This window comes from Sedimenticola thiotaurini, from assembly GCF_001007875.1.
In the GTDB taxonomy this organism is placed as follows: domain Bacteria; phylum Pseudomonadota; class Gammaproteobacteria; order Chromatiales; family Chromatiaceae; genus Sedimenticola; species Sedimenticola thiotaurini.
This window is the reverse complement of record NZ_CP011412.1, coordinates 23,697-48,130: the sequence shown is the minus strand read 5'-3', so window position 1 is coordinate 48,130 and position 24,434 is coordinate 23,697. Positions and strand designations below refer to the sequence as shown.

Below are 24,434 nucleotides of genomic sequence, written 5' to 3'. Positions count from 1 at the left end.
GCATTCCCGATCAGCAGATTCTTGGTAACTGTTCACCGGCCAGCCAGTCCACAACCCGGCTGCCACCAAAACTGGTCTCCATCTGGATAAAGTTGTGCTCATCCTCGATCACTTCGCCGATGATGGCGGCCTCGGCCCCTTTGGGGTGGGCACGCATCACCGCCAGCAACCGCTCCGCTTCCCGGGCTGGGCAGATGGCGATCAGCTTCCCTTCATTAGCCACGTAAAGGGGGTCGAGTCCCAGCAGTTCACAGGCGGCATGGACCTCCGGCTTCATCGGGATGGCCTCCTCCTGCAACTGCATGCCGACCCCCGATTGCCGGGCGATCTCGTTCAGGGTGGTGGCCAATCCACCGCGGGTCGGATCGCGCAGACAGTGAATGGCCGGCACCGCCGCCACCATATCCGCCACCAGGTCGTGCAGCGCCTGGGAGTCCGACTCAACAGCGGTTTCAAAGCTGAGGTTCTCCCGCTTCGACATGATCGCCACGCCGTGGTCACCGATGCTGCCGGAGAGCAGAATCCGGTCACCGGGCCGGGCCAGATCACCAGAGATATTGATCCCCTCCGGCACCACACCGATGCCGGTGGTGGTGATGAAGACACCGTCACCTTTACCCTTCTCCACCACCTTGGTATCACCGGTAACCACCGGCACACCGGCCGCATTGGCCGCGCCCGCCATGCTCTCCACGATGCGTTTCAGATCAGCCAGGGGGAACCCCTCTTCCAAGATAAAGCCGGCCGACAGGTAGAGCGGCCGGGCACCCGACATGGCCACATCGTTGACCGTGCCGTGCACCGAGAGGGAACCGATATCACCACCTGGGAAAAACAGCGGTGATATCACGTGTCCATCCACGCTCATCACCATGCGCCCCGGTGGCACCTCAAAAATCGCCTGATCATTACCCTGGCGCAACAGTTCATTGTCCAGGGCACCGACAAACAGTTCATCGATCAACTGGGCCATGGCCCGACCGCCACTGCCATGGGTCATGTCCACAGTGCCGTTTTTCAGATCCAGTCGACTGGTGTAGCGTTTTTTGTTCATGCGCTTGGCCAAATCCTCTTGATTATTTTTCTAATCACGATGGGTTGTGCGGTTTCCCATCTCGCTTTGTTCCGCTCTTCCGGGATCATCCGGTGGACACCGGCCGAGCCCACCCTGCAACTCTCACGAGGCCGCCTGCTCACGAAACCGACCGTAGGTCCAGTAGGCGGCACAGGCTCCTTCGGAGCTGACCATGCAGGAGCCCATGGGGTTCTCCGGGGTGCAGACGGTGCCGAACAGTTTACAGTCGGTGGGTCGCTTCACCCCACGCAGGATGGCGGGACACTCGCACCCCTTGACGTCGTTGGCCTGCACCTCCTCCACCGGGAAGCGCAACTCCGCATCAAATTCGGCAAACGGTTTCTTGATGCGCAGGGCGCTGTAGGGCACCAAGCCGAGGCCACGCCATTCGAAGGAGCGACGCAGCTCAAAGATCTCCGCCACCAGTCGTTTCGCCTTGATATTGCCCTCGGGTGATACGACCCGGGTGTACTCATTCTCCACGTCGTGCCGCCCGGCGTTGAGCTGGCGCACCAGCATCAGGATCGACTGCATCACATCCAGCGGTTCAAAACCGGCGATCACCACCGGACGCTGGAACTCCTCGGCAAAGAACTCGTAGGGCTGGCTGCCGATGATGGAACTGACATGGGAGGGACCGAGAAAACCGTCGATGGAGACTGTACCCAGCTCCCGTACTTCCGGCGACTCCAGGATGTTCTGGATGGCGGCGGGGGTCAGGACGTGGTTACAGAAAACGGAGAAATTCTCCAATCCCATGGCCTGGGCCTGCTTGATGGCGACGGCGGTAGGCGGTGTGGTGGTTTCGAAGCCGATGGCGAAAAAGACCACCTGCTTATCCGGCTGTTTGCGGGCGATGTTGAGGGCGTCCTGGGTGGAGTAGACCATGCGTATGTCCGCGCCCCCCGCTTTCGCCTTCAGCAGGCTTTTGCGCTGGGAAGCGGGCACCCGCAACATGTCCCCGTAGGAGCAGAGCGTGACACCGTGCTGCTCGGCCATGGCGATGGCCATGTCGATACGGGCAATCGGCAGAACGCAGACCGGACAGCCGGGGCCATGCACCAGTCGCACATTGTCCGGCAGCAGATCCTGGACACCGTAACGGAAAATGGCATGGGTATGGCCGCCGCAGAACTCCATCAGGTTGTAGCCGCGCTCCGGACGCGCTTCGGCGCTGATCGCCCGGGCGAGTTTCTGCGCTGTCGCTTTGGCACGGAACTCGTCGACATATTTCATAATGCCTCCACGCCCATACCCGCCTCTTCAAACAGCTTGAGGGTGTTGGCCGCCTCCTCCGGGCTGATCTTGTTGAGGGCGTAGCCCACGTGGATCAGCAGGAAATCACCAAGCGCCACATCCTCCACCAGGGCTGTGGAGACCTCTTTCTTCACATTACCCACCGAGACGACCGCCATATCCGTCTCGGTATCAATTTCGACTACTTTTCCAGGAATCGCCAGACACATTGCCGTAGTTCCTCTAGATTGTTTGCCACCGACACCACTCCTGTGGACGGGCCGGTTGCGGCCAGCGCCACCCTGCATGCTGCAGGGGACCCCGACCGGGCCGATCAGACAAGCACAAACTCCGCTTTGCGTGCGTTTCGCGGTGGCGGCTCAGGCCATCCTGGACTGAATCCAGGCATACCACCCATCCATCCCTTCACCGCTCCTGGCCGACAGCTGGATCACTTCGATATCGGGATTGACCCGCCGTGCATAGCTGATGCATTTCTCCACATCGAAATCGACATAGGGCAACAGGTCGATCTTGTTCAGGATCATCAGGTTGGCCGCATGGAACATGTCCGGGTATTTCAGGGGCTTATCCTCCCCCTCCGTGACCGACAGGATGGCGACCTTGTGTGCCTCGCCCAGGTCGAATGCCGCCGGGCAGACCAGGTTACCCACGTTCTCGATAAACAGCAGGCTGGCCTCTTCCGGCTGCAGGGTCTCCATGGCGTGACCGATCATGTGGGCATCCAGGTGACACCCCTTGCCGGTATTGATCTGCACCGCCGGCACGCCGGTTTCACGGATACGATCCGCATCATTGGCGGTCTGCTGATCACCCTCGATTACGGAAATCGGCAGTTCCTCTTTCAGATCGTTGATACTGCGGGTCAACAGGGTGGTCTTGCCGGAACCGGGACTGGAGACCAGGTTCAGCGCCAGGATCTGACGATCCTGGAACAGCTGCCGGTTGATCGCGGCGTACTCGTTGTTTTTACCCAGAATATCCTGTTCGATCTGCACCATGCGCGACTGGCTCATGCCTGGCGCGTGGGCGTGGGCCGGACCCTGACCGTAATCATGGTGGTGCCCATGGGCATTGTGATCATGCCCTTCATGGACATGGCTGTGTTCGTGATCATGATCATGCACATGGTCATGACGGCCGGGGACATGTTCCGGTTCCTGCTCGGCCTGCACAGGGAGATGTTCGTCATCGTGATCACGGGGATGGAGATGATCCCCGTGATGGTGATGATGATGGCCGTGGGTGTGTTCGTGCCCCGCGTCCTGCCCTTCGATTCGTGTTTCGCCTTCGCCGCAGCCACATACGGTACACATCAGTCCACCTCCAGTTCTTTAATTCGCAGCTCATCGCCGCCGGTAATCTGTAATTGAAAACTGCCACACTCGGGACAGGCATCAAAGCGCTGCCGGATCGGCACGCTCTTGGAACACGCCAGGCACCAGGCCGTCCCGGGCATTTCGATAATCTCCAGCCGGGCACCGTCCGCCAGGCTGTCCCGGGTCACCACGTCGAAGCCGAAACGCAATGCATCCAGCTCCACACCCGCCAGCGGACCGATCTCCAGCCACACCGACTTGACCCGTTTAAACTGCTGGCTGGCCGCCTGTTCCTCCATCACCTGGAGGATACCTTCACATATCGACATTTCGTGCATACATCAAGCCTGCTGCTTCGATACTTCCCTGTAGCCTGGTTCCGGCCTGGCCCTCCCTGGCCAGTCGTTCGATCACGGCGAATCTGTACTGGAGATTCACCTGTTCTTAATGCCGCTCGATACGCAGGTCATACCCGACACAGGGATCGATGGCATTGATCCAGAGGACGGCCTGTTGGCGCAGGGTCTCGGCAGATGCCGCCCGCAATCCCACCAGCCCTTCCGCCAGCACTCCGGACGGATGAAAATTCCACTCCGTCGGCGCCAGAATCTGGTAACGGGCAATCTTCCCGTCCGCCAGTCGCAGTCGATGGACCAGGCGACCCCGCGCCGCCTCGACCTGGGCGATGCCTAGCTCTCCCGGTGCGACCGCGTCCGGCACCGCTTCACCAGTCGGCGTGGCGCCTAGTCTACCCGGTATCTCCGCCAGTTCCACCAGCCGGGCGCAGAAGCGGGCCAACAACCCCGGGCCGTAACGGGCCTCCACTGCAGATACCAAGGGCCCGTGACGCACCCGGGTGAAGGGAGACGTTTCCCGGCACCCGTCCCCCAACTGGGGCTGCGCAATGAAGCGGTCCGCATCCGCCGGTTCCATGTTCTGGTGCAGAAACTCCTGATCGAGAGGGGGCAGTGGCCTGACCTGAGCAGAGCCCAGGGATTCCCACTCCTTTTCCAGCAGGTAGTACAGCATGCGGGCGGGCGGCAGCGAACTGGTTTCGGCCCAGTGAAACAGCGCATCACAACCCTGCAGTTCGAGCCATTTCGCCGGTGGCATACCAAACACCTGGTCCCGCAACAACTGCTCCACTTCATCGATGATTCGATCGATCGCGCTGCCATCCTCCACTTCCGGCATAACCCCCGGTACGAAAGGGCGCTCATTCGGATAACAGAGGTAACGATAGCGCTTGATCAGTAACAGCATCTGCGCTACCGCCGCCGCGGAAGTGGGCAGACCGATGAACCCCGGCCAATCCAGCAACACCCGCCACAGATGCTCCTTGGCTGTCTCCAGCCAGACCAGCTTCTCCCTGGCCGATAGCCGTTGTGCATCTGCCGGAAGACCCAGCGCCTGCTCACAGGCGGTCACTGCCGCCTGCGCCTGGGCGGTGCCGCAAATACTATAAAGCAACGGCAGTGTCTGCAGCAGCTGCCCGACCGATTTTCCGACAAAAATCCGTGGCGTCTGAATGGGACGGGAAGAGCGGATATCCACGTCTGTCACTATTCCATCGGACAGTCGCAAAACGATATCCACCCGCCCCTCAATATTGCCAGCTACATCACTCATGGGACCAACCAAGCCCTCCGGGTTTCAGGTAACAGAACCAAAGCAAAATGCAGGCCAGTCAATTAACTTACCACCAGTGGTTGATTACTTACCGATAAACCGTGTGGTTAATTACGCCAACCCGCACCGGATAAACAGCTCGGTACGTTTTGAAGATTCGATAGATAACTTTAAAAATTCAGTGAGTTAAAAGCGGTCAAACCATCCAGAAGTGTTCCACCAGAGCAGGGATACAGCCGCTGGAAAGGTACAATACTAACATGAATCCCGGTTGACCCCATCGCTTTAACCGCCCGGGAGACAGATCACGGCGGATACATTCTAACCACTCCAGACAAAATACGGACACTTCACTTACAATCTAACCCACCGATCACCCTGTAGCGTCCGCTCCGTCGCTGTGAGCCGTGTCGTCTTAACGGCTCCCGGCCATCATCAGCGAGCCGAAGCCGACAAACAGGGCGCCGGTCAGACGCACAAACCCATGACTGCCCACCAACCCACCGGCCAGTCGTCGGCTGTGGCTGGCCAACAGGGCGTAGGCGGTAAGACAGGTGAACGAGAGCAGACCGAAACTACCTGCGAGCAGGGCAAACCGACCCCACATGGCGGCACCCGGCTCGATAAACTGGGGAAACAGGGCGGTGCAGAAGACAATCGCCTTGGGATTGCTCACCGCTACAGTGAACGCCTGGAGATAGAGCCTCAGCGGATGCCGACGCCAGCTTCCCGGGGACACCTCCCCCGCCGTCATATTCAGACCACCGGAGCGCCACAGCCGCACCCCCAGGTAGATCAGGTAGAGCCCCCCGAGCCAGCGAATCAGCAGGAAGAGCTCCTCTGAAGCGTGCAGCAGGGCGCCCAGACCCACCGATGAGAGTGCCGCCAGCAGCAGGATGCCGGTGACATTGCCCAGGATGGCGACCAGGGTGATGCGCACCCCCAGGGTCACCGCATTGGTCATGGCCAGCAGCACCGCCGGCCCCGGCGAGACGGTCGCGACCAGGGCGATCAGCAGGAAAGTCAGGTACTCGGTAACACTCATGGCTGCAACGCTTCTCCCACCCGGCCACACCGCACACAGACCGGCAACCTTGCCGGCTCAGTCCCGATCACCAATCTCCGGCAACCTGGATGCAACCGGATCACCATACCCCCCTCCGCCCGGGGTCTCAATAACAAACAGATCCCCCGGAGCCATAAACACCTGTCCCTGGTGGGGCAGCTCGGTGATCCGGCCATCGGCGTGTTCAACCCAGTTACGCCCCACCTGTCCGGGGCGGCCACCCGCCATGCCATAGGGCGGTATCCGCCGATGTCCGGCCAGGATATTGGCGCTCATCGCTTCCAGAAAACGTACCCGGCGCACCGTCCCATCCCCACCCCGGTGTCGCCCCTCTCCGCCGGAACCGTGGCGAATGGCGAAGGACTCCAGGCGTACCGGGAAACGCCACTCCAACACTTCCGGGTCGGTCAGCCGGGAGTTGGTCATATGGGTATGCACCGCCGACGTGCCATCACGCTGCCGGGTAGCCCCGGCCCCGCCACAGATGGTCTCGTAATACTGGTACCGCTGGTTGCCCCAGGTGAAGTTGTTCATGGTCCCCTGGGAAGCGCCCGCCACCCCAAGCGCCCCCAGCAGCGCATCCACAATCACCTGGGAGGTCTCCACGTTCCCGGCCACCACCGCCGCCGGGTGGTCGGGATTGATCATGGAGCCGGGGGGAATAATCAGTTCCAGCGGTTTCAGGCAACCCTCGTTGAGTGGAATCATGTCATCCACCAGGCAGCGGAACACGTAGAGTACCGCTGCCCGACAGACTGCCGCCGGGGCGTTGTAGTTACCGGGATGCTGGGGACTGGTGCCGCTGAAATCGATGGTGGCACGCCGTTCCCGGCGGTGCAGACTGATCCTGACACAGACCCGGTGACCGTCATCCATCTCATAGCAGTACTCACCATCATCCAGCACATCCAGCACCCGTCGTACCGACTCCTCCGCATTATCCTGTACATGCCCCATGTAAGCGTGCACCACTTCCAGGCCGAAGTGCTCCACCATGCGCAGCAGCTCCTGCACCCCCTTCTCGCAAGCCGCCAACTGAGCCTGAAAATCCGCCAGGTTGGTATCGATGTTGCGGGCCGGCCAGGGACCACTGGCCAGCAGGTCCCGGATCTCCTGCTCGCAGAAGCGCCCCCGGTCCACCAGCTTCATGTTGCTGATCAACACCCCCTCCTGGGCCAGCAGGGTGGAGTCCGGTGGCATGGAACCGGGCGTGATGCCACCGATATCGGCATGGTGTCCGCGGGAGGCGACGTAGAAAATCACCTGTCTGCCGGCCGGATCGAAGACCGGCTTGATCAGGGTGACATCCGGCAGATGGGTACCGCCGTTGTAGGGGTCATTCAATAAATAGGCGTCACCCGGCTGCATGGTGCCGGCCCGCTCCCGAATCACCGTTTTGATACTCTCGCTCATGGAGCCGAGATGCACCGGCATGTGCGGTGCATTGGCGATCAGGTCGCCCTGTTGATCAAACAGCGCACAGGAGAAGTCGAGCCGCTCCTTGATATTGACCGAAGCAGCCGTGTTCTCCAACACCATACCCATCTGCTCGGCAATGGACATGAACAGGTTGTTGAAGATCTCCAGCATCACCGGATCGACCCGGGTACCGATAGCCACCCGTTCCGGCAACGCCTGATAGCGCTCCAACACCATATTGTTGTGCCGGGTCAGGGTCGCCCGCCAGCCCGGTTCCACCACGATGGTGCCGGTCTTCTCAACCACCACCGCCGGCCCCGCCACCGGACGATCGACGGGCAGGCTCTCACGGGCGTAGAAGGGGGTGTGGTGGCTGGCGCCGTTCATCACGGTTGGATGGACCGCCAGGGGTACCGCTTCCCTGGTTTGGTCCATAGTCTCGGTAACCAGGGCGGGGGTTTCACCGGCACCGATCACCTCCACCTGGATCGCCTCCACCACCAGCGGTTTCTCCGGTGAGATAAAGCCGAAGCGCTGTCGATGGATCTGCTCAAAACCGGCCTGGATCATGGCCAAATCGCCAAACTCCACCAGCAGCGCAGTATCCGAACCGAGATAGCGCAGATGCAGTTTCCGCTCACAACAAATCCCCTCCTCCGGCACACCCTGGGCGACCATCTCCGCCACACCCTCGGCCTGCAACCGATTCAATCCAGCCACCAGCTCCGCCATCAACCCTTCCTGCAGCGGCGCCTCCACCGCCTGATCCCGCAACAGACGGCGGTCAGCCAATCCCATACCAAAAGCGGAAAGCACACCGGCATGGGGATGCAGATAGACCCGTTTCATCCCCAGGGAGTCGGCCACCAGACAGGCGTGTTGACCACCGGCACCACCAAAACAGCAGAGGGTATAATCCGAAACGTCATAACCGCGCTGCACCGAGATCCGTTTGATGGCGTTGGCCATATTGGTCACCGCGATGGCGAGAAAACCCTCCGCCACCTGCTCCGGGGATCGGTTATCCCCGGTAGCCTGGTTGATCTCCGCAGCCAGTTGCTGAAACTGGTGCCGTACTACGTCCCGGTCCAGCGGCTGATCCGCCTGCGGTCCGAACACCTGGGGAAAATGATCCGGTTGCAACTTACCCAGCATCACGTTGCAGTCGGTGACGGTCAGCGGGCCACCGTTCCGGTAACAGGCCGGTCCCGGGTTGGCCCCGGCCGACTCCGGGCCGACCCGAAAACGGGCGCCATCAAACTGCAGCATGGAGCCTCCACCGGCGGCCACGGTGTGGATCAACATCATGGGGGCACGCAACCGCACCCCGGCCACCTGGGTCTCGAAGGCGCGCTCATATTCACCGGCGTAGTGACTCACATCGGTGGAGGTACCCCCCATGTCAAAACCGATCAGCCGGGTGAATCCTGCCGCCTCGGCGGTACGCACCATACCCACCACCCCGCCGGCCGGACCGGAGAGAATGGCGTCCTTACCCTGAAAACGGTAAGCATCGGTCAGCCCCCCGTTGGACTGCATGAACAGCAACCGGCCACCCGACTCCTGCATGCCATCCAGTTCGGACGACACCTGCTCGACGTAACGGCGCAGAATGGGGGACAGGTAGGCATCCACCACCGTGGTATCACCCCGGCTAACCAGTTTCATCAGCGGACTCACTTCGGCACTGATGGAGATCTGGCTGAAGCCGATCTGCCGGGCGATCTGCGCCACCCGCCGTTCATGTTGTGGATAACGATAACTGTGCATGAACAGCACCGCCAGGCTGCGCAGACCCCGGTCAAAGGCGGCCTGAAGTCCGGCGCGGGTGGCCGCCTCATCCAGGGGGAGGATCACCTCGCCCTGGGCGCTGATCCGCTCATCCACTTCCAGCACCTCGCTGTAGAGCATCTCCGGCAACTCGATATCCAGGCTGAACAGCTCCGGCCGGGTCTGGTAGCCGATCCGCAGAGCATCACCAAATCCCCGGGTCACCACCAGCAGGGTCGCTTCACCACGCCGCTCCAGCAGGGCATTGGTGGCCACCGTGGTGCCCATCTTGACCGCCCCGATCCGGGTCGCCGGTAATGGCTCATCCCGGGCAATACCCAGCATCTCCCGAATTCCCTGAATGGCGGCATCCGGGTACTGGGACGGGTTCTCCGACAACAGCTTGTGGGTGACCAGGGTCCCATCCGGCCGTTGTGCCACCACATCGGTGAAGGTGCCACCCCGGTCTATCCAGAACTGCCACTTGGTCGTAGGCCCGGTCTCTGTCACTACATTACTCATAAAAATTTCCCACCGAAGACGACACTAGCCCCGGGTCATCATGCTGGGTAGCCAGGTGGCTATCTGGGGAAACGCGGTCACCAGCACCACCGCCACTAACAGCAGCAGAAAAAAAGGAAGAGCGTAAACAGCAATACGCAGAATATTCTTGCCGGTAAGACCCTGCAGCACAAACAGGTTGAAACCGACCGGCGGAGTGATCTGGGACATCTCCACCACCAGCACCAGGTAGATACCAAACCAGAGCAGGTCAATTCCCGCCTGCTCGACCATAGGCAACACCACGGAGGTGGTCAGTACCACTACCGAAATACCATCCAGAAAACAACCCAGCAGCACAAAGAACAGGGTCAGCACCACGATCAGCCCCAACGAATCCAGTCCCAGGGTGGCGATATATTCCGCCAACGCCCGGGGAATGCCCGTGAAGCCCATGGCAATGGTCAGAAAGGCCGCGCCGGCCAGGATGAAGGCGATCATACAGCTGGTCCGGGTCGCCCCCATCAGGCTCACGACAAAATTTTCACGACTCAGCGTCCCGGTCAGCGCCGAGAGTATCAGCGCGCCGAATACACCAAATACCGCCGCCTCGGTGGCAGTGGCCAGCCCCCCATATATGGAGCCGAGTACGAACAGGATCAGGCCAAGCACCGGGAACAGGTGGAGGGATGCACGCAGCTTCCGCCCCAGCGGCAGATTCGGATCGGCCGGAGGCATACGTTTGCGGTTCAGCGTTGCCCAGAACATGGTGTAGCCCATAAAGAGCAGGATCAACATCAACCCGGGCAGAGCACCGGCGATGAACAACCGGGCGATGGAGACCTCCGCTGATACACCGTAAACAATCAGGATGATGGAGGGTGGAATCAGCAGGCCCAGGGTGCCGGAGCCCGCCAGCGTGCCCAGGGACATACGTTCATCGTAACCCCGTTTTGCCAGTTCGGGAGCCGTCATGCGCCCGATCGTGGCGGCGGTCGCCGCCGACGATCCGGACACGGCGGCAAAGATGCCGCACCCCAGGATATTGACGTGCAACAGCCGACCCGGCAAGTGATTCAACCAGGGGGCCAGCCCGCTGAACAGATCCTCTGACAACCGGGTCCGGAACAGAATCTCCCCCATCCAGATAAACAACGGCAGAGCGGTGAGCCCCCAACCGGAGGAGGCGCCCCAGGTGGTGGTGGCCATAATCAACCCCGGACTGCCGGTATCGTTCAACAACAGGCCGATAAAGGCTATCAGGAACAGAGTAACGGCGACCCACAGGCCGGTGGCCAGCAGGCCGAACAGCAGCAGGGTGAGTATCAGGGTCATCAGCAAAGGGTCCATATCACTTCCCCATGCCGGGACCGACGGCCGACTCATCATGGCGCATGTACCGGGGTTGGTCGCCCCGCAACAGCAGCACCCACTCATCCAGCAGTGCAATCTCCAGGACCAGCAGGCCGACCGCCATCGGCAGCTGGGGTATCCACAACAGGACCGGAATGTAACCCTGGCTCACCTCCTGAAAGCGGTACGATTCAAGCACCAACTGCGATGCTGACCAGGCCGCATACCCCACCAGCACCAGCGCCAGCAGCAACACCACCCCCTCCATCAATCGGCGTGAGCGACCATGCAAGTGACTGATAACCAGGCTGACCCGGATATGTCCCCCGCTGCGGAGGGTATAGGCCAGAGCCAGAAAGCTGGCCGCCGCCAGCAGAAAACCGGAAAAATCTTCGGTGGAGGGAACTACCACACCAAACCAGCGCCCCACGATCTGCACCAGTATGAGCAGGGCCATAAGCACCAGGCAAAGACCGGCAACGGCAGCGGCTGTCAGGTAGAGCCGGTCGAGCAGTCTGCGCATTAAGGATACTTGGCGGACAACCACCGGCCTGTTACCGCCCTTCTACTGTATTACTGCATCGCCTTAAGTATTTCGGCACCGACTTCACCCGCTTCGCTGGCCCACTCCCTACTCATGACATCGCCGATCGCTTTCAACTCGGACTTGAACCGGGCGGTGGGGGAGTTCACCTGCATACCCTGCTCTTTCAGCGTCGCGGTCTTCTCGGCGGTCTCGCTGACTGCTATCTCCCAGCCACGCTCCTCAGCACGGCTGGCGGCTGCCAGCAGTGCATCCTGCACCGCCGGGGAGAGACGTTTAAACGCCCGGGCATTGACTATTACCATATTCTTGGGGATCCACGCCCGGGTATCGGTATAGTGGCCGACAAAATCCCAGGCCTGACTGCTGACTCCGGTGGTGGGTGAAGTCACCATGGCGTCGATGATGCCGGTGCTGAACGCCTGGGGTATCTCCGGAGTCTGTACGGTGGTGGGCGCTCCTTTCAGCAGCACCGCCAAACGGGAAGTGGTGGGGCTGTAGGCGCGCATTTTCATACCGTCAAAGTCCTTTACAGAAGCAACCGCTTTTTTGGTATAGAAACCTTGCGGTGGCCAGGGCACTGCATACAGCAGCATCAAGCCATCCCGGGCCAGACTCTTCTCGACGTAGGGTCGGCTGACCTGCCACAATTTTTTGGCACTGTCGAAATCGCTGGCCAGGAACGGAATGTTATCCACCTTGAACAGAGGATCCTGATTTCCCAGCAGCGCCATCAGCATCTCACCAATACTGACCTGGCCACTGCGTACCGCCCGATGAATATCCGGATGTTTGAACAGCGAGGCGCCAGAGTGGACCTTGATCTCCAACTCCCCGTTACTGGTCCGCATGACATCTTCAGCAAAAAGCCGGACGTTGCGGGTGTGGTGCACCCCATCACCATAGGGAGTCGGCATCTCCCACTGGGTGGCAGCGGAAGCACCGAAGACCGGCATCACCAGGCAGCTCGCCAGGATCAGCCACTGTTTTGGCAGAATCTTTTTCACAGGCACTTCCCCTTTGCCATTAAGTAATCGGATCATCTTGTTTTATCGGCAAATTATTGCCCATTAACCTGATTAAACATAGACAGGGCTGCAGTGGGCGTCAAGGCTGGAACCGCTGCTGCACAATTTTGTGCCGACCATATTGCGTTATATTCTGTAGAATATTACGATATGATTTTCAGCACCTGCCGGAACACACACCATGAGCAAACAGTATCGACTGCGGGGTCGTCTTTGGATCGAAGGGCCGGAAGGCACTTTCCTCGGTTATGGGCGTGTCGTATTGCTGGAAAACATACGTGAACACGGTTCGATCAGCGCCGCTGCGCGGGCTATGGAGATGTCTTACCTGCGCGCCTGGAAACTGGTTGATTCCATGAACCGGCAGAGCCGGTCACCGGTAGTTGAAAAAAGTACCGGTGGACGGGGCGGTGGCGGCGCACGCCTGACCGAAACCGGTGAAAAAGCCATCCAGGTTTTCTGGTCCGCCCACCGTGATTTCGGCAATTACCTGGAGCAGCGCTCAACCAAGTTAGAGATTTGACATACCGACCACCAATCCGGGCAAGGATCTGCCAGTGGCTATCGGTTATGGATACCCGGCCCCACCCTTTTCACCGTCCGGCGGGCGGTTGGAAGGTACCGGTTCAGCAGTGAACCGATATACGTCTTTCATAATGACCGAGGTTTAACGCACGATGAAACACTCTATACTGATCCGTCTGATCACCATTTCATGCCTGCTGCTGGGTCCAGTAGCGGTACAGGCCGATACCATCAATATCGCTGTTGCCAGCAACTTTGCCGAACCGATCAAGGCAATCGCCAAACGCTACGAAGCGCAGAGTGGTCACCAGATCAGCCTGGTGTTTGGCGCAACCGGAAAACACTACGCCCAGATTCAGCACGGCGCACCGTTTGCCGCCTTTTTCGCCGCAGACGCCCATCGCCCGGAGTTGCTGGAACAGGAGGGTCTAGCCATCCCCGGCAGTCGTTTCACCTACGCGGTGGGTCGGATTGTTCTGTGGAGCCCCAAGCCGGATTACGTGGATGGGCAGGGCAATGTTCTGCAACAGCAACCGTTTCGCCACCTGGCCATCGCCAATCCGAGACTGGCACCCTACGGCAAGGCCGCCCAGCAGTTTCTTCAGGCACGCGGCTTGTGGGATGAGCTGCAGGGTTACCTGGTGCGGGGTGAAAATATTGGCCAGACATTCCAGTTTGTCAGAAGCGGCAGCGCCGACCTGGGCTTTGTTGCCTATTCCCAGGTAAAACGGCCCGGCTATCCCCTGGAGGGATCACTGTGGGAGGTTCCCGTAGATGAGTATGCTCCGATTGAACAGCAGGCGGTGTTGCTGGAAGAGAGCCCGGCAGCCAGGGGGTTCATTGAGTTCGTGCGCGGCGCTGAAGCCACTGAAATCATCCGGGGGTTTGGCTACGGCTTACCCTGATACCGGACGATCTCTTCCGGCCGGACAGGATGAGCCGGTATCCGTGCCACCCCGTATCGCCATCCGATACGGGGATTGGCGGCCATCTGTTTGAATACAGCCAGTTTTGCGTTTCCCGTGACTAGCGCGAAAGAGAGAACACCCCGGGCGTGGCGTGATGGAGCGGGTGTTTTGGTTACTTTTGAAAAAAGCCCTGGCCGCACAACTTTGCTGAACAGTTTGCCGTAACAACAAAGGCAGGGCCGCAAGCCCTGCCTTTGTCACACGCCGAATGCCGCCTAATAGATATCGTGCAGGGTGTTGTAGAAATTGAACTTACCGGTTGGCGTCACCAGCCGTTCATCCTTGATCACCGCCTTCAGTTTCCGGCTCTTGTCATCCACCACCACGATGGCTGATGTCTGCTCCTTGCCGTTCCAGACCGAGAACCAGACCTCATCGCCTGCCTTGTTGAACTCCGGCTGAACAACACGTTTGGCTCCCTCCCCAAGATCCGCCCATTGGGCGATAGGCAGAACCTCGAATCCTTTATCCAGGTTATTGATATCCAGCACTGCCACAGACTGACTGATCGCCTCATGGGGACTGAGCGCCGTATCAACATAGAGATTGCTCGAATTGGGGTGGGACTTGATGAACAGAGAGCCGCCTCCCTGTCCTTTCAGACTACGCACCACTTTCCAGGCGTTATCCTTATGCTTTTCCGGATCAGTACCGATCAACGCAATAGTGTCATCACCCAGGTGACTGGTAGCCCAGACCGGCCCGAACTCCGGGTCAATAAAGTTGGCTCCGCGCCCCGGATGGGGAATCGCTCCCACCTCCACCAGGGCCGCCAGCTTGCGCTCCCGGGAATCGACCACCGCTATTTTGTTGGACTTGTTGGCGGCCGACATGAAATAGCGCTGGGTGGAATCCCAGCCGCCATCGTGCAGGAACCGGGCCGCTTCGATTTCGGTGACCTGAAGATTCCTGATATCTTCATAATTCACCATCAACACCTTGCCGGTCTCTTTCACATTGATGATGAAGTCGGGATGTTCATGGGAAGCTACAATAGCCGCCACCCGGGGTTCCGGATGGTAATCCTGGGTATCCACGGTCATACCCCGTGTCGCGACAATCTTTTTCGGTTCCAGCGTATCACCATCCATGATCACAAACTGCGGCGGCCAGTAGGTGCCGGCGATGGCATACTTGTCTTCCATGCCTTTGTACTTGGAAGTCTCCACCGAGCGGGCCTCCAGGCCGACTTTGATTTCGGCAACCGTATCCGGCGTCTTCATCCAGAGATCGATCAGGTTGATCTTGGCATCCCGGCCGATCACATAGAGATACCGACCGGACGCCGAGATCCGGGAGATATGTACGGCATAGCCGGTCTTGATCACATGGACAATTTTTTTCGTGGCACCATCGATCAGGGCGATCTTGCCGGCATCCCGCAGGGTCACCGAAAACATATTCTCCAGATCCAGATCATTCAACTTCTGCTTGGGGCGGTCTTCCGGCGGCACCACCACCTTCCAGGTGGCCTTCATCTCGGCCATACCGAACTCGGGCGGGATGGGTGGTTCATGTTGCAGGTAACGGGCCATCAGGTCCACTTCATCAGGGGTCAGTTCCCCCGAGGTTCCCCAGTTGGGCATTCCGGCCGGCGAACCGAAATTGATAAACAGTTTCAGATACTCGGTTCCCTTGGGCAGAGTCACGTCGGGCGTCAGGGGCTTACCGGTTGCCCCTTTTCGCAATACGCCATGACAACCGGCACAACGCTCAAAGAATATCTTCTTTGCCTTTTCAAATTCTGCCGCACTGATCTTCGGTGCTGCCGGACTCACCACATCCTTGACATCTCCTGGATTCACTGTCGATGGGGCGCCTTCATATCGCTGCTCTTCGCCGCCGATCGGGTGGTCACCTTCATTGGCAGCAAACGCGGGCGCCATCACCAAACCAAGCGCGAGACTGGATACAGCAAGAGTGCGGCACAAAGGCCTGTATCGGGTTATTTTCATTAACTTCTCCTCAGGTAAAAAACGAAAGACGCGCGGCCTGATTACAGGCTTCTATTTTTCTTGTTATTGGGTGAATCAATGTACTTTTAGAACAGTCCGCTTTATATGGTTGTATTAACCCGCCACTCTTTGACTTGAATCAACTTGAGCAACAATCCCCTCTCCTGATTGCGCTGAACTGTGTGATATCGCTCAGATTACCGCCATCCAGACCGGTGCGGAGATGGAGTAGACCATCACTCCGACATGGCAGATAGCCGACAGCCAACCGTACAGACCATTCCCTCTTCACCGTTTTACAGAGAATTTTTTCCACCACCTTGACTTACCCGCTACTGATGACAATACTAAGTCAGCCAACTGACTTTTATCAGAACTATGCAAGAGAGATCGAAGAAACGGCGTGAACGGCTTGTCCGGAGAGCGGCACAACGGATCCATCGACATGGATACACGCGCACGACTCTGGCGGAAGTGGCGAAAAGCGCCCGAATGCCGCCCGGTGGGATCTACTACTACTTCAAGACTAAAGACGCCCTGGTTCACGCCATCGTCGACCTGCGTATGCAGGAGCTGGAGAAGCTGGTTGGTTCCTGGGCCGGGTTACCTGGACCAAAAGAGAAACTGATAGCGCTGATCAACGTCTGGCGGGATGACAGTGAGGTGGACGCCCGCTACGGCTGTCCACTGGGGAGCCTCTGCTCGGAGCTGGCCAAGGGAGGGGGAAAGGCCGCTGAAGCTGCGGCCCGGCCGCTTGAGCGAATCCGCCAATGGTCCGAGCAGCAGTTTCGGCAGTGCGGTCATGGGGATGCCGCAGGACTGGCGGAACATCTGGTGATGGCGTTACAGGGAGCCAGTCTGGTTGCCAACGCATTCCGAGATCCTGACGCCCTACTGCGTGAGACCGCTCGACTGAAACAGTGGATAGAGAGTCTCTAGGAATTAATAAAAAACCCTATCAGGAAAGTGGGGCATACACAGCTGGGATGCGCTCTACCCAAACTACCAGTAAGGAGTTAATAGAATGAAGAAAACACTCACCACCCTATCCATGATCGGAGCACTCCTGTGTGGCACAGGCCTGGCCGTGGCGGATAGCAGCTTTGCCCCGTACGGCACAGCGAAGACTGACATGCACGAGTATCCCACCATCAATGCCGTGTTCGACGTCAACTACGAGGACCCCACCAAACTCAACGTGCTTTACAACTTTGTAAAGAACACCTCCACGCCGCTGAAGGGCAAGATGGTGGTGGTCACCCATGGTCCGGAACTGCGCACTTTCGCCAAGGAGAACTACGAGAAGTACCAGGGCGTCATTGACAAGCTGGCCGAGTTATCGGAGATGGGCGTGGAATTCCGCATGTGCAACAACGCCATGCGGGCGGCCGGTTACACGGCTGAAGATATGCATGGCTTTGTCACCGTGGTGCCAGCCGGTTTCCCGGAGATAGCCTATCTGCAGTCCCAGGGTTATGCCTACATAAACCCGCTTCCCCTACCGGTTAAGGATGTTCGTTACCTGGAACAGCCCCAGCTCAAACCGTAACAGCAGAACCAGCAAAACAAAGCCGGCCCATGGGCCGGCTTTTTTAACCAGGTGACCCGGAAACACCTCGCCGAAGGCGGTCAGACGGGGCCAGCCCCTTTTGCCGGTCGAGCTCTCTCTCCACTGCCGGTCCCTTTATCTATACGTCTCCTGACAGTTAAACCACACCGGTGTGTGCCGAAAAACTCACCGCTCCACCAACAACAGTTTTACCGCCAGGCCGGCAAACACCACACCGCTCAACCGGTTGAGGATCACCCCGCCTCTACCGCGCCGCAGAAACGCGCCGATTTTCCCGGCCGCCAGGCTGATAATCCCGAATACCAGCAGGGCGCTGACCATGAACAGCAGTCCCAGAATCCCTATCTGCAGGGTAACACTGCCCTGGGCCGGGTTGACAAACTGGGGCAGGAAGGCGAGGAAAAAGAGCGATACCTTGGGATTCATAATGTTCATCAACACCCCGCGCAGATAGAGGCGCCGGTAACTTTCGCTGCTCTGGCGTGCGGTGAGCGTTTCAGCCGGTGCCCGCAGCACCTGCCAGGCCAGCCAGGCGAGATAGAGCGCACCACCGATCTTGAGTATGGAAAACGCCAGTGCCGACTCCTGGATCAGCACCGCCACACCAAGCGCCACCGCCCCGGTATGGACAAACAATCCGCTACAAAGTCCCAGGGTGGTGATCAGCCCCGCCACCGCACCCCGGGCAATGGATGTGGCCAATACGAACAGGTTGTCGGGGCCGGGCGCCAGTGCCAGCAACAAGGAAGAGGAAACAAACAGCAACAGGGTCGCGCTTTCAAACATCACAACTCCTCTATGAGTTATAAACCACCATCTACGCTGGCTTGCAGCACCTTACCACGTTGAGACCCCGGGATGATCGACGACCATTCAGGATCACAACCTGCGAGAAGTTCTCAAAGCTTCAGGCCGATCATCAGGTCCATCACATTGGTGCCGGTGGGACCGGTCTGGATCAGGTCACCGCTGGCCGCCAGGAAACGGCCGGAGTCGGCCCGATCCAGGCAGACCTGCGGAGTGATACCGAGCACCCGCTTACCGCGACCCACGCTGCCACCATCCACCAGTGCACCGGCATCCTCCCCCGGACCATCCCCACCGTCGGTACCGGCGGCCAGGAAACAGATATCCTGCCGTCCCGCTATCTGGGCAGCCACCAGTAGCGCCAGATGCTGGTTACGTCCACCCTGACCGGGCTCCTCCGGCAGTTGCACGGTCGGTTCGCCCCCCCAGATGTAGAGGCCGGGCCAGGCATCACCCAGCTCATAGGCGAGACGCTGGCCGACGATATTGACATCACCACCCAGGTGGGCCCGATGCAGGTTCACCGCATAGCCCAGTTCCCGGCCCTTCTCAGCTGCCGCCTCGCGGGCATCGGACAGTGACGCCACAATACTGACCTGTACATTGTCCGCTGCCGTGGCTCTCTCCCCTGGCACCGCCGGCAACATGGCCCGCAACCAGCCGGGCAGGGACAGATCTTCCAGCCTGTCCGGCGCGCCCTTTTCCGCCACCAGCAAGCCGGAACCCACTATCCCCGGGTCATCACCCGGTACATCCGAGATCAGCAACACCCGGGCCGGTCTGCGCTGTAGATAAGGAATCAGTCCACCCCCTTTGATCCGGGAGAGCGCTTTGCGCACCCGGTTCATGGCATCGATCGGCAACCCGCCACCCAACAGCCACTGGTTGACCCGCTGCAACATCGCCAGGTCAATACCATCATGCAGCAGCTCCACCAATCCTGATGTCCCACCGGAAATAAGGAACAGCAGTTGTCGATCCTTGGGTCGGCTCTGGATAAACTCCACCAGTTCCCGGCCGGCCCGCAGGCTGCGTTCATCCGGAACCGGATGTGCTCCTTCGAGACAGTTGAGCCCGGCCCCGTTCAGCAACGCCCCATCCATATGGCCCGCCTTGGAGATCACCAGCCCATCCAGCACCCGATCACCAAGCGCATCGAGCGCGCCCTGGGCCATCGACTGAGCTGCCTTACCGAGCGCGATAAGGGATACCGGTTGCGGATCATGCTGCAACGATTCACGGACACAGCGACGCCCTTCCACACGGTCCAGTGCTGCCTGAAAAATAGTCAGCAAGTCCTGCCGAGCACCCGCCATATCCGCCATACCGATTCCCCGTTGTTACACTGAAAAAAACACACATGCATAAATGGTGTGATCATTCTAGCCTCACCTGCAAGATATGGTAAGCTTGGCATCTTCGCCGGGGGGAACAGTCTTGGAAAGCATACAGATACGCCGTCACTTCAGTCGCAATATCCTGTTCAGAATGATCGTCCTTGGCGCCATCGGCGCCGGCCTGCTCTACTGGAAACTCGATTTCATCAATGAGATCTACTTCCGCGACCAGCTCACCCCCACCGGCCTGATCATCAACGGCACCATTCTCACCCTGTTCACCCTCGGACTTCTGAAAATCATTACCATCCTGGTCAGTTATGGCCTGGAGGAGCGGGCCGTGGTGCAGTTCATGGCGAACCTCCGGGACAAGGTCGATCCGCTCTACGAGATTGGTGAACAGCGCATCATCGCGCATCGCTACCGAACCCTGGAGGCACTGCACAGAGCCAACACGCCGATCAATCACAGCGCCCTGGCCACCACCCTGGTGGCGTCGGAGAGCACCCGTAACAGTCTGCCCAAATTCATCAACAACACCCTGATCCTGACCGGCGTGTTCGGCACCATTGTGTCTCTTTCCATCGCCCTGATCGGCGCCTCCGACCTGCTCGCCTCGGCAGTGGATGTGAATGGCATGGGGCTGGTGATCCACGGCATGTCCACCGCCCTCTCCACCACCATTACCGCCATCGTCTGTTACATCTTCTTCGGCTACTTCTACATGAAGCTGACCGATGTGCAGACCAATCTGGTGAGCGCGGTGGAACAGATTACCGCCGCCCACCTGATGCCCCGGTTCCAGATCCAGAACGAGAGTGTCCTGTTTGAGTTCAGCGGGCTGATCCGCTCCCTGCAGAGCCTGATCGCCAAGATGGAGTCGTCCCAGTCTTCCTTCCAGGAGCTGGCCTCGGAGATGCAGCAGTCCCAGGGCAACATCCAATCCCTGGAGCAGTCGATCAACAACGCCTTTAACCAGGTCTATGAGGAGAGAATCCAGCCCATCGCCCAGGAGATGGAGGATATCAAGAAGCTGCTCAGAGACGGATTCCGGCTGCACGAGGACGTATGAACCCGGACAACAGCTTCGTCGACCTGCGACTGAACCGCCAGGACGGGCAGAACCAGGAGAGTTTCTGGCCATCCTTCACCGATATCATGACGGTTATCGTGATGATATTTGTGATCGCCATGGTGGTACTGCTGTTACGCAATATCGAACTGGTCAAGCAACTGCGCTCCACCATGGAAGCTGAACGGGCCGCGGTGGAGCTGGCCAAGACCACCGGTGAAGAGAAAGAGAGTCTGGCGCTGAAACTGTTCGCGGCGGAAAACGATCTCTCCATGCTGCGCATGCGACTCATGCAGCTGGAAGAGCAGCGCACCGAACAGGCGGGCACCATCGACACCCAGCACCGGGACATTGTCCAACTGCAGGCGGAAAAAGAGTCGTTACAGCTGCTGCGTGATCAGCTCAATGCGGAAAACTACACCCTCACCCAGCAACTGAAGAAACGCGACACCCTGATCCAGCAACAGCAACAGAACCTGGAAGAGCTGCAACAGACCCTGCTCTCGGCGCAACAGCAGTTGGGCCGTTTCCAGGAAGAGGTTGCCTCGGCCCATTCGGCACTGAATACGCTGGAGGAGAACTATGCAACGGTTAAAGAGCAGCTGACGCAACTGCAACAGCGCTATAACAGCCAGACCGGTGAACTGCTGGCGGCCCGGGTCGCGCAACGGGAGAGCGGCCGACAGCTGCAGAACCTGCAGTCCGATTTCGAACAGCTGAAAGTCAAATATGACAAGTTGATCCGTCCGGCCCGTTCACCCGCCGGCCGTTACCTGGTGGACGTACGTTACACCAAGCCCGGCCAGGATATCCTGATCGAATATAAAATCCAGGACGCCGACGGCTACCAAAAGGTCTCCCAGGCGGAACTGGAAGAGCAACTGGAACAGCTTAAGGAGCAGCACCCCAACGGCCTTTATATCAAGGTCATATTCCCGGAAAAAAGCGGTCTCTCGTTCAGCGAGGCGTGGAGCCTGACCTCCCGGTTGCACAGCCGATACGACTACTACTTCCAGGGCGGAGGACCGGAGCTGATTCCCGTGCTACCCTCCTCCAGTTCCGGAGAATAAAACGCACTTGAAACAGACTGTTGGGAGTGACCGCCCGGCATGCGTATAATGCGCCGATAGTTTTCCTGGCGCTTTCTCCGGCCCCAAGCATCTATGGGTATACTGACTGCGAAACGGCCATAACAACGATAAAACGGTCCAACTATGCCGACACCCGTCATCATCTGTGACGACTCAAGTTTTGCCCGAAAGCAGGTTATGCATGCCCTGCCGGCAGGTTGGAATGTGGATATTACATTCTGCGAAAACGGCCGGCAGGCTATCGAGTCAATCGAAGCGGGGAAAGGCGACATCCTGCTGCTCGACCTGAACATGCCGGTGATGGATGGCTTCGAGGTACTGCAGTATATTCGCCAGAAGGACCTGCCTACCCTGCCCATTGTCATCTCCGGCGACATTCAACCCGATACCCACAGACTGGTGATGTCACTGGGCGCCGTGGCATTCATCCGCAAACCGATCGACAGCGCGGAACTGACCCGGATTCTCGATCAGTTCGGTGTGTTGGGAATATTGACGGACAACCAGGCCGCCCCAAAGATCCAGGTCACCTTCAACGACTGGATACAGGAGATCTCCAACGTAGCCATGGGCCGGGCAGCGGATCTGCTGGTTCGCCTGATCAACGAACGGGTCGAACTCTCCATCCCCCACGTCAGCCTGATGGCCCGTGGTGAAGTGGAGATGACCCTCAACGCCACCGCTCATGGCGACAACTTTACCTGTATCACCCAGGGATTCATCGGCAGCGGAATAGCCGGTGAAAATCTGATGCTGTTCCACGATACCAATATCCAGCATGTTGCCAGACTGTTCGACTTTGATCTCAGGCAGTCGGAAACGCCCAGTGAGGTCGAGCTCTACATAGAGATTGCCAATGTGCTGGTCGGCGCATTCCTGAAAGGGTTTGCCGAACAGCTGGATGTCTCTTTCAGCCAGGGCCATCCACACCTGGCCATCTACAGCCAGGAGAGTGGCATGACCCTGGCCAGACGAAAGGGACATGACCGCATACTGACCATTGAGGTCAACTACGAGATCGGGGATAAACAGATCCGCTGCAACCAGTTGGTACTGCTCACGCCGGAATCTATCCCGGCACTGAAAAAGCGTTCCGGTGGGGAGTTTAATTGACCATGAGTGGCCTGGATGAAGACATCTCAGAAATGCATCTGCTGCTGGGGATAATACAGAACCTGGACGTGGGCCTGGTGGTACTGGATCGCCACCACCGGATCAAGATCTGGAATCACTTCATGTGGAACCACAGCGGCATCAACCCCGCCGCCCTGACCGACAAAAACCTGTTTGAAGCGTTTCCGGAACTGCCGGTTCAGTGGTTGCAGAGAAAGCTGGACACGGTCTTCCTGCTCAACAACCGGGCCTTCTCCTCCTGGCAGCAGCGCCCTTACATCATCCGCTTTAACAGTCACCACCCGATCACCGGTCGCTCTGAAATCATGTATCAGAACATGACCATCTTCCCCCTGACCGGGATATCCGGCCAGGTGGAGCATGTCTGCCTGATGCTGCATGATGCCACCGATGCGGCCCTGGACGAGATCGCCCTGCAATCGGCCAATGAGCAGTTGGACCGCCTGGGCCGCACTGACGGACTCACCGGACTGCTTAACCGCCGCGCCTGGGAAAACCAGTTGCAGAACGAATTCAAACGGTTCCAGCGCAGTAATCAGCCCTCTACCCTGGTGATGTTCGACATTGACCACTTCAAACGGGTCAATGATACCTATGGTCACCAGGCCGGCGACGAGGTGATCAGAGCCACCTCGGCCATGCTGCGGGAGACCAAGCGGGATATGGACATTGCCGGTCGCTATGGCGGCGAGGAGTTCTGCGTCATTCTGCTGGGCACTGAGGCAAAGGGCGGAATGATTTTCGCAGAGCGCCTGCGCAAGATGATTGAAGCAATGCCGGTGTTTTATGAAGATCAGGAGATCCGCTTCAACATCAGTCTGGGGGTTTCGGAGCTGCGCAAGAACATGGGCAGCCATAGCGTCTGGCTGGAACAGGCGGACAAGGCGCTCTACCTGTCCAAAGAGAGCGGCAGGAACCGCTCCACGCTTTACGTCGAAGAGTAGCGACTCCATCGCCTCCCTCCGACACCCTGCAGCCACGGGGTAAATCGAGCCGGGCCTTCACAGCCCGGCG

Annotated in this window: 22 protein-coding genes; 8 read left to right on the top strand and 14 right to left on the bottom strand. The window is 58.9% G+C overall.

Translation table 11 applies throughout. The features are described 5' to 3' along the window. Positions 1–10 precede the first annotated feature (10 nt). The 11 genes from hypE to AAY24_RS00185 all read right to left on the bottom strand — a co-directional run bounded on the left by hypE (position 11) and on the right by AAY24_RS00185 (position 12,940). A complete protein-coding gene (gene hypE / locus AAY24_RS00235) occupies positions 11–1,054 on the bottom strand; it encodes a hydrogenase expression/formation protein HypE (protein ID WP_046857971.1) in 1,044 nt (347 codons plus the stop codon). 123 nt (positions 1,055–1,177) lie between these two features. Continuing rightward, positions 1,178–2,311 (bottom strand): hydrogenase formation protein HypD, encoded by a 1,134-nt coding sequence (gene hypD, locus AAY24_RS00230; protein ID WP_046857970.1) that lies wholly within the window; start codon positions 2,309–2,311, stop codon positions 1,178–1,180. Next, on the bottom strand, positions 2,308–2,541 hold the full coding sequence (locus AAY24_RS00225; protein ID WP_046857969.1) for a HypC/HybG/HupF family hydrogenase formation chaperone: 234 nt from the start codon (positions 2,539–2,541) through the stop codon (positions 2,308–2,310). Before AAY24_RS00225 ends, hypD begins: the two co-directional genes overlap by 4 nt. A gap of 150 nt (positions 2,542–2,691) precedes the next feature. Next, the gene (gene hypB / locus AAY24_RS00220) at positions 2,692–3,648 is read right to left on the bottom strand and encodes a hydrogenase nickel incorporation protein HypB (RefSeq protein ID WP_046857968.1); all 957 of its coding nucleotides are present in this window, start codon (positions 3,646–3,648) and stop codon (positions 2,692–2,694) included. After that, positions 3,648–3,980 (bottom strand): hydrogenase maturation nickel metallochaperone HypA, encoded by a 333-nt coding sequence (gene hypA, locus AAY24_RS00215; protein WP_046860872.1) that lies wholly within the window; start codon positions 3,978–3,980, stop codon positions 3,648–3,650. Before hypA ends, hypB begins: the two co-directional genes overlap by 1 nt. A 115-nt stretch (positions 3,981–4,095) precedes the next feature. Next, entirely contained in the window at positions 4,096–5,280 is a 1,185-nt protein-coding gene (locus AAY24_RS00210; RefSeq protein ID WP_052760953.1) for a nickel-dependent hydrogenase large subunit, read from the bottom strand. A gap of 415 nt (positions 5,281–5,695) precedes the next feature. Continuing rightward, positions 5,696–6,325 (bottom strand): LysE family translocator, encoded by a 630-nt coding sequence (locus tag AAY24_RS00205; protein WP_046857967.1) that lies wholly within the window; start codon positions 6,323–6,325, stop codon positions 5,696–5,698. 57 nt (positions 6,326–6,382) lie between these two features. Next, positions 6,383–10,057 (bottom strand): hydantoinase B/oxoprolinase family protein, encoded by a 3,675-nt coding sequence (locus AAY24_RS00200; RefSeq protein ID WP_046857966.1) that lies wholly within the window; start codon positions 10,055–10,057, stop codon positions 6,383–6,385. 24 nt (positions 10,058–10,081) lie between these two features. Beyond that, positions 10,082–11,386 (bottom strand): TRAP transporter large permease, encoded by a 1,305-nt coding sequence (locus AAY24_RS00195; RefSeq protein ID WP_046857965.1) that lies wholly within the window; start codon positions 11,384–11,386, stop codon positions 10,082–10,084. Between the two features lies 1 nt (position 11,387). After that, complete coding sequence (locus AAY24_RS00190; protein WP_046857964.1) at positions 11,388–11,912, bottom strand: TRAP transporter small permease; 525 nt, start codon at positions 11,910–11,912, stop codon at positions 11,388–11,390. A 50-nt stretch (positions 11,913–11,962) separates the two neighbouring features. Further along, a complete protein-coding gene (locus AAY24_RS00185; RefSeq protein ID WP_335337194.1) occupies positions 11,963–12,940 on the bottom strand; it encodes a TRAP transporter substrate-binding protein in 978 nt (325 codons plus the stop codon). A gap of 202 nt (positions 12,941–13,142) precedes the next feature. On the opposite strand from AAY24_RS00185, the gene AAY24_RS00180 reads away from it, so the two are divergent. Both AAY24_RS00180 and modA read left to right on the top strand, forming a co-directional pair. Continuing rightward, positions 13,143–13,484 (top strand): winged helix-turn-helix domain-containing protein, encoded by a 342-nt coding sequence (locus tag AAY24_RS00180; RefSeq protein WP_046857963.1) that lies wholly within the window; start codon positions 13,143–13,145, stop codon positions 13,482–13,484. Positions 13,485–13,638: 154 nt separating this feature from the next. Continuing rightward, positions 13,639–14,391: a molybdate ABC transporter substrate-binding protein gene (gene modA / locus AAY24_RS00175; RefSeq protein ID WP_046857962.1), complete on the top strand. Its 753-nt coding sequence runs from the start codon at positions 13,639–13,641 to the stop codon at positions 14,389–14,391. Positions 14,392–14,669: 278 nt separating this feature from the next. Here the strand turns inward: modA and AAY24_RS00170 are convergent, their stop codons facing one another. Next, positions 14,670–16,340, bottom strand: a complete 1,671-nt coding sequence (locus AAY24_RS00170) for a nitrite reductase (protein ID WP_234422216.1) — start codon at positions 16,338–16,340, stop codon at positions 14,670–14,672. 447 nt (positions 16,341–16,787) lie between these two features. Here AAY24_RS00170 and AAY24_RS00165 point away from each other — a divergent pair, with 447 nt between their 5' ends. Then, the gene (locus AAY24_RS00165; RefSeq protein ID WP_046857960.1) at positions 16,788–17,348 is read left to right on the top strand and encodes a TetR/AcrR family transcriptional regulator; all 561 of its coding nucleotides are present in this window, start codon (positions 16,788–16,790) and stop codon (positions 17,346–17,348) included. An 85-nt stretch (positions 17,349–17,433) separates the two neighbouring features. Continuing rightward, on the top strand, positions 17,434–17,958 hold the full coding sequence (locus AAY24_RS00160) for a DsrE family protein (protein ID WP_082116951.1): 525 nt from the start codon (positions 17,434–17,436) through the stop codon (positions 17,956–17,958). Between the two features lie 186 nt (positions 17,959–18,144). On the opposite strand, the gene AAY24_RS00155 is transcribed toward AAY24_RS00160, so the two are convergent. Further along, positions 18,145–18,765: a LysE family translocator gene (locus tag AAY24_RS00155; protein ID WP_046857959.1), complete on the bottom strand. Its 621-nt coding sequence runs from the start codon at positions 18,763–18,765 to the stop codon at positions 18,145–18,147. A gap of 113 nt (positions 18,766–18,878) precedes the next feature. Next, the gene (locus tag AAY24_RS00150; protein ID WP_046857958.1) at positions 18,879–20,111 is read right to left on the bottom strand and encodes a glycerate kinase type-2 family protein; all 1,233 of its coding nucleotides are present in this window, start codon (positions 20,109–20,111) and stop codon (positions 18,879–18,881) included. Positions 20,112–20,223: 112 nt separating this feature from the next. Here AAY24_RS00150 and AAY24_RS00145 point away from each other — a divergent pair, with 112 nt between their 5' ends. The 4 genes from AAY24_RS00145 to AAY24_RS00130 all read left to right on the top strand — a co-directional run bounded on the left by AAY24_RS00145 (position 20,224) and on the right by AAY24_RS00130 (position 24,364). Continuing rightward, positions 20,224–21,195 (top strand): hypothetical protein, encoded by a 972-nt coding sequence (locus AAY24_RS00145; RefSeq protein WP_046857957.1) that lies wholly within the window; start codon positions 20,224–20,226, stop codon positions 21,193–21,195. Continuing rightward, entirely contained in the window at positions 21,192–22,265 is a 1,074-nt protein-coding gene (locus AAY24_RS00140; RefSeq protein WP_046857956.1) for a hypothetical protein, read from the top strand. The genes AAY24_RS00145 and AAY24_RS00140 overlap by 4 nt, the downstream gene beginning before the upstream one ends. Before the next feature lie 144 nt (positions 22,266–22,409). Then, positions 22,410–23,399 carry a response regulator gene (locus AAY24_RS00135; protein ID WP_046857955.1) on the top strand — a complete coding sequence of 330 codons (990 nt, stop codon included), beginning with the start codon at positions 22,410–22,412 and terminating at the stop codon, positions 23,397–23,399. Between the two features lie 2 nt (positions 23,400–23,401). Further along, a complete protein-coding gene (locus AAY24_RS00130; RefSeq protein WP_046857954.1) occupies positions 23,402–24,364 on the top strand; it encodes a GGDEF domain-containing protein in 963 nt (320 codons plus the stop codon). The last annotated feature ends 70 nt before the right edge of the window (positions 24,365–24,434 follow it).